Source organism: Treponema bryantii NK4A124, assembly GCF_000421345.1.
GTDB lineage: Bacteria > Spirochaetota > Spirochaetia > Treponematales > Treponemataceae > Treponema_D > Treponema_D bryantii_B.
The window spans coordinates 161817-173575 of record NZ_ATWV01000001.1 but is presented as its reverse complement, the minus strand read 5'-3'; the positions used below and the strand labels follow the sequence as shown (position 1 = coordinate 173575).

The following is an 11759-nucleotide window of genomic DNA, read 5'->3' as shown; positions in this document are numbered from 1 at the left end:
TACCGGTGGTTGAGTAGCCCATAAGGGCGTATCGAAACCACCTTATGAGCCGATGAAACGGTGGTTTCGATACGATGCTTCGCATCACTCAACCACCGTTAATCGATTTTAGCGCCAGATCTTCTCTCTAACGAAAGTCTGGTTTCTGTCTGCACCTACAGAAACGATTCCAACCTTTGTGCCTGTGAAGTCTTCGATGAACTCTACATACTCGCGGGCAGCCTTTGGAAGCTTTTTGTAAGATGTACACTTTGTGATGTCAGCCTTCCAGCCGTCGAACTTCTGAAGAACTGGTTTTGCCTTGTTCAAATCAGGAATTGAAGCAGGGAAGTCTGTTACAATTTTTCCGTCGATATCGTAAGCAACGCAGGCTTCGATTTCGTTCATATCGTCGTAAATGTCGAGGTGAGTAAGAACAAGGTTGTCGATTGAGTTTACGTGACATGCATAGCGGAGAGCTACAAGGTCAAGGTAACCACAGCGGCGTGGACGTCCTGTAGTTACACCAAACTCATTACCTGTGTTACGAACATAGTCGCAAAGCTCGCCTTCTGTATCAGCATTGAATTCAGATGGCATTGGACCATTTCCTACACGAGTTTCATAAGCCTTGAATACACCGTAAATTTTGTCGAGGGCTTTAGGACCAATTCCAGAACCTGTTGCAGCACCAGCTGAACATGAAGCTCCAGAAGATACATATGGATATGTACCAGAATCGAGGTCGAGCATAGCACCCTGTGCACCTTCGAAAAGAATATTGTCGTTGCGGAACTCGTACATTTTTGCAGCGATATTCACGCGCATAGAAATCAATTTGTCTTTGAACTGTTCAAGGAATTTCTTGTCTGCATCGTCCAGGTCATTCCATTTTTCTTCCCAATCAAGGTCTGCAAGGCGGATACCATCGCGTTCAGATTTCATAGAATATGTAGTTCCGATTCCGCGGCCTGTTGTACCGATAGGGCGCTTGCGGGCTGCGTCGCGGGCCTTGTCCATTTCGCGGTAGCCAGGAAGTGTAAGGTGAGCGCGGTCAGAAATGAATACACGGCCTTCCCAGTCAATACCATTGTCCTTGAGCATCTGGAGTTCTTTGAAGAGAGCTTCAGGGTCAATTACCATACCACTACCAAGGAAAACTGATTTTTCCGGGTAGAGGATTCCAGACGGAACCTGATGGAGAGCGTACTTCTTTCCATCTACTACAATTGTGTGACCTGCATTAGCGCCGCCCGCAAAACGAACAACGTATTTTGCATCCTGTGCAAGGTAGTCAACGATTTTTCCCTTGCCTTCATCGCCCCACTGGGCACCCATAACTACTACGTTCATGGATTTTCTCCTTTTCGCTGAATCATCGCGAAAATCAGATATTTTGTGTCATCCCGAACTTGTTTCGGGATCTTTTTATAGATGCTGAATCCTGAACTTGTTTCAGTGGTCAGCATGACTGTAACGTAAAAACGCCGATGAATCATCTCAGCGTTTTTACTATAGCAATATATCACAAAAGAAAGTTTGTGTCATTCACAATAATCTGATAAAATAATCTGTAATAAAGTTTTTACTTTATTACAAATAAAGTTTATATATTGGAGTGAGTTTATGTCATGCGAATATAAAAAAGTTTCTTTGAAAGTTTTAATCCTTGTTTTTACAATTCTTCTGCAAACGACTTTATTTGCCCAAAATCAGAATCAAAACCTCATAAATGAATTGCTTGATGTATTGGGAGCAGATACAGCCGGAGATCCTGTAAGAATTACAACTGGAGCATATGAACAGACTGAAACTGACGTTTTAAAAATAAATGTGATGAATTTAACGGTTAAGAGAATTTATCAATCAACAAATAAAATGATTGGAAGTTTTGGTTTAGGTTGGGCCACAAATCTTGATGAAAGAGTTATTCTTGGAACAAGGCCGAGAATTCAGAAGCTTTATGATGCTTATGCAGAATATCTGCAGCAGCTGGAAACAGACCTAAAAACTATGGAAAATCAAATTAAGGATAATCTGGCCGAAGAGGGAGAATTACTGGAAAAACTGAATACAGTTAAAAAGGAATATGAAGAGACTAAAAAGGAAGCTGAAGGGGTTGAACACGACTTGCAAATGACAAAAAGCCGCAAGAATCGTAACAAAAAAGCAATGTTCAAAGGACTTGGTATTTATTTTGAGGAAACAGGCTTGGATACTGTTACATATGTAGATGACGGCGGTTACCCCCATTTAATGAATCAGCATGAAAACTATTCCAATGTCTGGCAGTCTAAAGAAAGGGATTGTACCTGTGTATTTGAAAAGGATGAGTATACTGTATACAAAGGATCTGTGAGAAAAACTTTTGATTACATGGGGTTTATCATGAGCGAAACTGATTATTATGGAAATACTGTAGAATATATCCGCGATGATGATGAAAAAATCAAATATATAAAATCATCTTTCGGAGAAAGCTTTACCGTTGAATATGAAAATAATTTTATAAAAAAAATCGTAAATGAAAGAGACCCTTCTGAAAATGTTATTTACTATTATGAAGGTGAGAGAATGACAGGTACAAAAGATACTGATGGAGATTATGTTTCTATAGGTTATGATAAGCATGGGCTTATCAATTCTATTGGAAAAAATGATGGAAGTGCCTACACGATTATTTATGATGACCAGCTTTCGGAAGGGGAGATTCTTGCAACTCAACTTGTAAATGAAGAAGGGAAAAGCCAGCGTTTTGAGTATAACCGAAAGGATAAAATAACTGCCTTTATTGACAGAGACGGCTGGAAGACTGTTTATCATTATGATAATAAACATAGAACTACGAAACGGGAAAATTATGATCCGGATGGAAACATTGTAAAGAATACCGAACAGCCGCAGAATGAAAAGAAGTTTCTATGGAATGATGATGGAAGTGTTCTTGAATGTAAGGAAAATGAAAAAACTATATACAGAAAACTTTTTAATTCTAAAGGTCAGACAATTCGTTATGTAGACTGTAGAAATGAAAAAGAAATAATCCATGATTATGAATATGATAATTTTGGAAATATCAGTAAAGATAGTGTTAAAAATAACATAAAAGAGATGGAGTATGATTCACGTAACAGACTAACAAAGCTTATTCAAAATGGAAAGCTTTTAAGTAATTTTGAATATGAAAAGGACGGAAAAATCCACCAAATCAATTATTCAAATAACCTTGTTATGGAAATTGAATATAATGGAAGAAAGGATCTGATTGCTATAAAGTTTACTGATAACAATACCGGCAAAAGCATAATTACAGAGATTGAATATGACCATCACCATATGCCTCTCAGAGTTTATAAGGGAAATGGAAATAAACGTGAATTAAAGAAGGTCTTTACTTATACTGATGAAGGCTGGCTGCTTTCGAGTGAAATAGAAGGTGTAAAAAAGACTTTTGATGGATATGCTAAAGAGAAATTATCTTTTGAAGATTTATGGGATATCCCAGACATCAGTAATTCAGATAATGATGCATATATATATAAAGATGAAAATGGAATAGAGAGTCTGAAACAAAAATTGTTTGCAGAATAAAAAATATCTATTCCAATTTCTTCATGTATTTGCTATAATTCTCGATTAATATTTTTATTCAGATTTTATAAGGAGAACCAAATGGCTTACATTTTTGAAGAACCATCACACACTTTTGATGAGTACCTTTTAATTCCGGGCTACACCGGTCCTGACTGCATTCCTGCTAATGTTTCGCTGCAGACACCTGTTGTCCGCTACAATAAAAAGGCCGGCGAAAAATGTCCGCTTACAATGAACATTCCGATGACTTCGGCTGTTATGCAGGCGGTTTCTGATGATAAGCTGGCTGTTGCTCTTGCTAAGGAAGGCGGCATTTCCTTCATTTTTGGTTCTCAGACTATAGAAAATCAGGCAGCTATGGTTGCCCGCGTTAAGGCTTACAAGGCAGGTTTTGTTTCTTCTGATACAAATATCCGTCCTGAGCAGACACTCGGCGAGTTGGTTGAAGCAATTGAAAAGACCGGCCACTCAACTGTTGCCGTTACAGAAGATGGTACTGCAAACGGAAAGCTTGTTGGAATTATCACAGAGCGCGACTTCCGCATCGGCCACTGTGAAATGAGCGAGAAGGTTAGCGCTTATATGACTCCTCTCAGCTCTCTTGTTATGGGAAAAGAAGGAATTACTCTTGATGAAGCGAATGATTTAATCTGGGAAAAGAAGGTTAATCAGCTTCCTGTTGTTGATAAAGACGGAAAACTTCTTTATCTCGTATTCCGCAAGGACGCTGCAAGTCACGAAGAGCATCCTCTTGAGCTTCTGGATTCACAGAAACGCTACATCGTAGGTGCAGGTATTAACACACGCGACTATATGGACCGTGTTCCGGCTCTTCTTGCTGCCGGAGTTGATGTAATGACTCTCGACTCATCAGAAGGCTTTACAGAATGGCAGCGCCGCGCCCTTCAGGACATTCACGGAAAATGGCCTAACGCAAAAATCGGTGCCGGAAACGTTGTTGATGCAGACGGCTTCAACTTCCTTGCAGAGGCTGGTGCTGACTTTGTAAAAATCGGTATCGGCGGCGGTTCAATCTGTATTACCCGCGAGCAGAAGGGTATTGGCCGTGGTCAGGCTACAGCTACAATCGAAGTTGCTAAGGCCCGCGATGCTTACTACGAAAAAACTGGTATTTATATTCCAATCTGTTCTGATGGTGGTATCGTTTATGATCATCACGTTACTCTTGCTCTTGCAATGGGTGCAGACTTTGTAATGCTTGGCCGCTATTTTGCCCGCTTTGATGAATCTCCTACAAACAAACTTATTGTTAATGGTAACTACGTTAAGGAATACTGGGGTGAAGGAAGTAACCGCGCCCGCAACTGGCAGCGCTACGACCTTGGCGGAAAGAAGGGCATGGCTTTTGAAGAGGGCGTAGACTCTTACGTTCCTTATGCCGGCTCCCTCCATGACAACGTAACCCTTACAACAAGCAAGGTAATCCACGCAATGTGTAACTGCGGTGTTACAAACATCCCAGATTTGCAGAAGAACGCAAAGATTACACTTGTTAGTGCCGCATCTCTCCGCGAAGGCGGCGCTCATGATGTTATTGTAAAGAATACTGTGAAAGCTAATTAGAAAAAAAGACTTGAAAAAAGCAACAGTGTGCTTTATATTATAAAAGAAAGGCATTCGCAATTAAGCGTCTTGCCTTCTATTGGGATTGTCTAATTGCTTAGACTTTTTGCCCGCTAGTGGTGCGACACCGGCGGGCTATTTTTTTATTCGTTTACCTTTTTTTCGTCTGCGACGAAGGCGCGTAATAATGTCGATGAAGATTTGGATTGCTGTAAACAGCAAATCCAGAAATTCATATAGACTCATAGCTGCCTCCTGAAATAGTAATCTGCCTACATTTCTGTAAACAGTCGAATTTAGGAAGCAAGACCGCCAATAACTGCGAATGCCAATAAGTATACTATACAATATTTTTAACTACTTTTACAAGTAGTTGGTATAGTTGTTATACAACCTCTAGAAGTATTTATAATGGCTAATCAGCTAATATAATCTCATAGAACTAAACTAATTTTCAATGCTGATAATTTAATATTTTATAGTGGTAAATTTTTCTTGAATTAATGAAATAACATCATTACATAAAGATTCTTTTACGGTTTCTAGATTATTTATTTTTATTCTTTCAATGGAAAACAAATCAATAGAATCACATTGTAACGCAAGTGCAAGCTGTTCAATCATTTGTACAGACGGGAATTGTTTTTCAGCCTCAATTTTCGAAATGTAATTAGGTGATGTACCAATTTTTTCTGCAAGTATGGCTTGTGAGAGATTTAAATCTTTACGTCTTGCTTTCATGTTTATAGCAAGTACTGTCCTAATATTTGTCATAATACAATTCTAATAGGTTGATTTTTTAATTACTTTCTATTATATCAATCGAATAAGTATTGAAAAATGAACAATTAGGACTTATAATTTTTAATTAATGTAAAAATTGAATTATTAGGTTGGTTGTATGAGTATGAGAAAGTTTGTAACAGCAATGATTTTGAGCTTAATAATGTCTTTAATTTCTGTGGCTGTGATTTTTTTATTACAGGCACCATTAATAACATTTGTATATTATGGTTTTATTTCTGCTTCAAATAATGCAGTTTTTACAGCAAATATAATCAACAAAGTTGTGGATACAGATACTACAACTATTGTTATTATGATTGCACAAATCATTTTAACATTAGGTTTTGCTTTTGCTCTATTTATTTTTATAAGTAAAGTAATACAGATTTTTCTAAAAGATGAAAAACTAATAAAACCTTACTATATAATTTTCTTTTTTCTAACAATAATATTACCAGTTTTATTAATTTTTTTAACAATATTCCTAAAAGTAAAACTGACAATTTTAACATTGATAATTGAACTGGTGTTTTTCGCTTTGAATACCGTTCTTATCATATTCTCAAAAAAATTATTCCCTGAAACTACAAATACAGAATATAGAAAATACCTTTTTACTAACGGAGCAAGTCATGAATAAAACAATTAAAAAAATATTTTTATTTCTTACTATAACTTTATTAGCATTAAATCTTACCTTTGCTCAAAATACAAATAATAATTCAACATCAAAAGGTAAAATAGTTATTGTTGTACTTGATGTTTCGGGAAGTATAAAGAAACAATTCCCAGATATTACTAAAATTATTGACAGAGCAATTAATAAAAACAGACTTAATGTAGGCGATTATTTTGTATTAATACCTTTTGGAGATTCAGCTCTTCCAATGTATTCAGGACAGTTAATGCGAGAAGAAGATAAAACTTCAATTTCTAATACATTAAAAGCAATGAAAGCTGATAACGATTTTACAGATATTGGAACTGCAATTAAAACTGCCTTGAATTATATCGTAGATTTGAAAAGCGATGATTACAATCTGTATGAACCATTAGTATTATTTATTACAGATGGCGATATTACAACTCCAACTTCAAGTGAATTCCATGGACAAAATGTTGATCAGATTTTTAATGACCCATTAATCGGAAATAAATACTTATATGATGGTTGGTATTATGTAGGAATTGGAAAAAATCTTCATGATCTTCCTTTAATTGCAGAAAAGTCTGGACGTGAAGATTACCTCTTGAGAATTGAAGATTTAGACCAACTTGAATTTATGCTTGATGATTGGATTTCAAAAATCCCGGAATCACAACCAATTGAACAAGGTGAAGTTTTATTTAATAATTTTAAATTGAAATCTTATAAATTGAAGAGTGGAAAGAATTCTAAGGTAATATCATCTGCAGAAGATTTGACATTTGATATTCTAAATACATATAAAAGAACTCCTGTAAATGTTGAATTTAAGGCTGCAAAAGCTACATTCCAGAGTGATGATAGGAGTTCAACAATCCAGATAAAGTTATCCCCTGAAACAGGAATAATACAAGTATCACCAATGCATACAAAAACAACTACATGTGGTTTTAATCCTAATTCTGAAATAAAAGGCAAAGGAATATTAAAAATTCATTTTGTTGCAAATATAAATGGATTAGACAAACAGTTTGATGAAGCTTTTGATATAGATGGAAAGACAGCTTCAGAACTTTTATTTGACAAAATCTTCTGGCCATTAATAATAATTTTAATATTGATAGTAATAATTGTTTCATGGACAATAATCAAAAAATTTTTGCCTATAAAAGTCCGAATGGAAGTTGTTGGAATTCGAACAGAAAAACAGCGTCCAGTATCCATCAAATTAAAAAAACGCGTAGAATTTGGGTCAAGACCTGGATGCCCATTTAAACTTGATCAACTACTTTTTTCTCCAGTAGTAGGACAAATACAAAGAATTAATGCAAATAAATGGCAAATAATACCTCGCGATTCAAGTGCTTTTGAAGATGGAAATAAAAAGATTGAATATACACTTGGTTCAGATTTAAAACTTAAAACAAAGGAAGATTCAATAGTTACTATAAAATTTAAACCAGCAAAGAAATAAAGGTATAAATTATGCTTGATACAACAAGATATTTGATAATTTGGGGTATAATCTCAGTAACAGTCGCAATTTTATCATTAGCATCATATTTATGGTTATCTAATGTTGCACGATTTGAAAATCGTAAAAAAGAAATAGGTTGTGGAATGATTTTATGTACATTAGCTGTAAGTAGTTTAATGTTTCTTCCATTACTTTTTTCTAGAATAGATTTAAATGTACTTGGTAAAGAACTATTTGATTCTATTCAATTTGCCGAATTTGAAGCTGAAGATGCTGGAAATAAATTGAAGCTTGTACCATTTATTAGACCATTTGCACATTTTCTTGCTGCAACTAAATTAAAATATTTAATGTTAATAATAATTGGTGCTCCGGCTTTAGTTTCAGTATTAATAATGATTTTCACTATTAGAATTATATTTCTAATCCGTGAACCTAAACTAGAAAACGAAAATACATCAAACAGAAAACACTTGTTTGAATATAACCCAGAAATAGTTACAGACCTAAATAAAAGTAAGTAGGAGATAAAAAATGGCAGAAATGTATCAACCAACACTTGTAATTGGACTTGGTGGAACAGGAAAAACAATTATACTTGCACTCAAAAAAATGATTGCAGAAAATTGTGAACACGGAATGGCAGATTTTCCTTTCCTGGAATTATTAAGCCTTGATACTGATGAAGCAATCTCAAATGAAAAAAGTTTAATAAAAACTATTAAAGAAGAAGAATTAACATTAAATAGAAATCAAGAAGTATTTAAACTTCATACAAATTTTGGAAATGTACCAAATTTGGAAGAATACCCAGAAATACATGAATGGTTTCCTGATTCTTTACGTTCTCACTTGACACCAGCTGCTTTAGCAATCGGTGCTAGTCAAAAGAAACCTGTCGGTAGATTTACATTTGCTTGGAATGCAAAAGATTTATATGAGCGAATTAATAAATTTATGTCTGCACCAGTTGATGCGATTGTTGCTAAAGGAAAAATAGTATCTGACAAATTATCTAGAAATCTAAATGTTTTTATATGTGGTTCTATTTGTGGAGGAACTGGAGCTGGAACTTTTCTTGATGTTGCATATTTAGTTAGATATATTGCAGGGTTAAATAATGGAAATGGATTTACTGTAAGAATTTTTGGAATGCTTGCATTAGCTTCTTTATTTGATGGTGTAAAAGGTACTGAAAAAGTACGTCGAAATTGTTATGCATCATTAGTAGAACTTGATCATTTCATGAATAATATAAATTTTGAAAATCCATATAGATGTTTTTATCCTTCTTACAGAAATTTCACAAATGATTATGGTATATCATCACGAAATAAACCTTTCGATCATGCATTTTTATTTGATAAATCTGGAAATGGTTTTGCTTTACCAGGAGTACCTGCATTTGGAGAAATGGCTGCAAGATTTATTTATTTATTGACTACCCATGAATTATCAAAACATTGGTTTGGAATGGAAAGCAATCTTGATGCACCTAAAGATTCTAAAGTAAATAAAAGTACAGAATATTATGGAATGGGAACATTCTCTGTTTTATATCCAAAAAGAATGATTGTACAATTATGTGCTTACAATCTTACAAATGAGTATCTTAAAATTATTCTTGATGATTCATATAATCCACAAGAAATAGAACAACTCTCTAAAAACTTCTTGAAAGAAATAAAGCTAAATCCTCTTACAAATCAATTAGAAGATGCATTTGATATTTTTAATGAACCTAATGGATTTAAGGGATCCTTTAAGGATTATATTGAAAATGCAATATCAAACTTTGAAGAACAAAATGAGGATACAGATAAAAAAGATATAAAAGATGAATTACTTCGCTGGAAAAAAGAAATCGAAGAGAAGATTATTGAATTTAGAAATCAAAATTCTTCTAGAGCAGAACATATTAGAGAATCTTTTATTAGTCAGCTATCAAAACAACTTGAATTATTACTTGATTTGCATGAGCAAAAATTAGGAATTAAAAAGAATTCAGATGGAACAGATTTGACGGATAGAGGTTCATTAGTTCGTACGCTTAATTTTATTGATTCATTAATAAAATTATTTAATGAATCTAAAGATAAATATAGAAAAATTAGAAATGAAGCCGAAAGTACTATTAGGAATCTTAATGACGATTTTGAAACTGCAATTTCAGATTTTGATGAAACAGTAGATGGTATTTTTGCAAATAAGAAAAAAATTGGAAATGCAAGAGATAATGTTTTAGATGTTTGTCGAAATCTATTTAATGCTCACAGACAAAATTATATTGCTGATTGGTGTTACCAATTATTTACTGATATTTTATGGAATGATGTTCCAAAATATGATGGATTATTAAAGGAACTTGAGAGTCTAAAGAAAAAATATCAAAGAATTCTAAATTCATTCAATGAATTAACAAAAGAAATAGAAATTTTTGTTGAAAGTAATAAAACTTACAAATCTAATATCTTCTTTGATGCTTTATTTGATTATGAAAAAGATGTAGTAGGTACTTATAAACAATTAATGGAAGAACAAACTGAAAGCCACGTATGGAATGAATTAAGTGATCTTTTAACAAGTAAAGAATGTTTTGGAAAAGATTATTTACTTGCTGCTAATTTTACTACAACTATAATCAATGTAGATATACTTAGAGCTGCAGAATCATTCTTCTTCCCAATTGCAAATAAAGTAAATATTGAACAACGTGTTTTGGAAGATAAAGATGTTTGTGCAAGACTGGCAAGTGGACAATATTTTGATTTAACTTCTGTTTATCTAGGATTAGATCAAAGTGGTGTTTTATCTGAAATTGGAAGAGACTTAAAAAATAGTACATTCTTTTCAATTTCAATACCGGATGAATATAAAGGACGTGAGTGTGAACATATCAAAGGTGATGAAGGTGTTGGAAAAAAATGTCCTATGGAAGAAAATCCTGAAAAATATACAGGAGAAAAACATTGTAATCGTGATGGAAAATGTTTGAAACAATTCCTTTTGAAATCTCAAAATACAAAAGTTGCAATAACACCTACCAGTGAGAAATCAGAAATTAATATTATTCATACAATAAAAGGATATCCACTAAGAGCTATTTCTTCTGTAATGAGCAATTGTAAACCAGAATATATTGAAGCAAAAGCAAAATTACAAAAGGAAAATGAGGAAAATGGAACAAATTATGAAGAAATAAATATGTTTGGTCCATTGGTATTTGATGCATTAGATGAAAAATCAATAGATCCTAGAAAGCAATTTAATGATTTTAGAAAATTATTGTTAGTATCTTATATTGCTAAAAGACTTATTGTTCAACCACTCTCTGTAGATTTTGTAACAGAACGTGATTTAATGCAGGAAAGAAAAGATAAACCTTCTCTTCATCTAGGAAATACAATGAATGAAGTAATGGTACGATTCCAAAGTTCAAGACTTACAGATAAAAAAGATATTACTCAATTTGAAAAAGAAGTAAATCATTTAATAGAGGAATTAAAATCCCGTGAAGAAACAAAAACGAAATTTGGGAACCGAGCAAAAGAAATTTATGAAACAATTAAAAATGATCTACCAGCTGGTTTCTTACAAGATGATTTGGATTTAATGAACGAAATCGTCAAAGAAATAACAGGCATTGTATTAATACCACCTACCAAACTAGATAGTTTAATGCTTTAATGGGGT

The 11759-nt window shown here is 33.7% G+C and carries 8 protein-coding genes; 6 read left to right on the top strand and 2 right to left on the bottom strand.

The window, feature by feature from the left end; all coding sequences use genetic code 11:
- Positions 1-108: 108 nt before the first annotated feature.
- Positions 109-1332: an adenylosuccinate synthase gene (gene purA / locus G626_RS0100715; RefSeq protein ID WP_022930873.1), complete on the bottom strand. Its 1224-nt coding sequence runs from the start codon at positions 1330-1332 to the stop codon at positions 109-111.
- Positions 1333-1605: 273 nt separating this feature from the next.
- Between purA and G626_RS0100710 the strand changes: the two genes are divergently transcribed.
- Positions 1606-3570: a DUF6531 domain-containing protein gene (locus G626_RS0100710; RefSeq protein WP_022930871.1), complete on the top strand. Its 1965-nt coding sequence runs from the start codon at positions 1606-1608 to the stop codon at positions 3568-3570.
- 81 nt (positions 3571-3651) lie between these two features.
- Positions 3652-5157: an IMP dehydrogenase gene (locus G626_RS0100705; RefSeq protein WP_022930870.1), complete on the top strand. Its 1506-nt coding sequence runs from the start codon at positions 3652-3654 to the stop codon at positions 5155-5157.
- Between the two features lie 468 nt (positions 5158-5625).
- Here the strand turns inward: G626_RS0100705 and G626_RS0100695 are convergent, their stop codons facing one another.
- The gene (locus G626_RS0100695; protein ID WP_022930868.1) at positions 5626-5931 is read right to left on the bottom strand and encodes a helix-turn-helix domain-containing protein; all 306 of its coding nucleotides are present in this window, start codon (positions 5929-5931) and stop codon (positions 5626-5628) included.
- 127 nt (positions 5932-6058) lie between these two features.
- Here G626_RS0100695 and G626_RS0100690 point away from each other — a divergent pair, with 127 nt between their 5' ends.
- Genes G626_RS0100690 through G626_RS0100675 form a run of 4 tightly spaced genes read left to right on the top strand, consistent with a single transcriptional unit; the run spans position 6059 to position 11753 of the window.
- Positions 6059-6583: a hypothetical protein gene (locus tag G626_RS0100690; RefSeq protein WP_033421514.1), complete on the top strand. Its 525-nt coding sequence runs from the start codon at positions 6059-6061 to the stop codon at positions 6581-6583.
- Complete coding sequence (locus G626_RS0100685; protein WP_022930866.1) at positions 6576-8063, top strand: vWA domain-containing protein; 1488 nt, start codon at positions 6576-6578, stop codon at positions 8061-8063. The genes G626_RS0100690 and G626_RS0100685 overlap by 8 nt, the downstream gene beginning before the upstream one ends.
- 11 nt (positions 8064-8074) lie before the next feature.
- Positions 8075-8590 (top strand): hypothetical protein, encoded by a 516-nt coding sequence (locus G626_RS0100680; RefSeq protein ID WP_022930865.1) that lies wholly within the window; start codon positions 8075-8077, stop codon positions 8588-8590.
- A gap of 10 nt (positions 8591-8600) precedes the next feature.
- Positions 8601-11753, top strand: coding sequence for a tubulin-like doman-containing protein (locus G626_RS0100675; protein WP_022930864.1), 3153 nt, complete (start codon positions 8601-8603; stop codon positions 11751-11753).
- Positions 11754-11759: the final 6 nt, after the last annotated feature.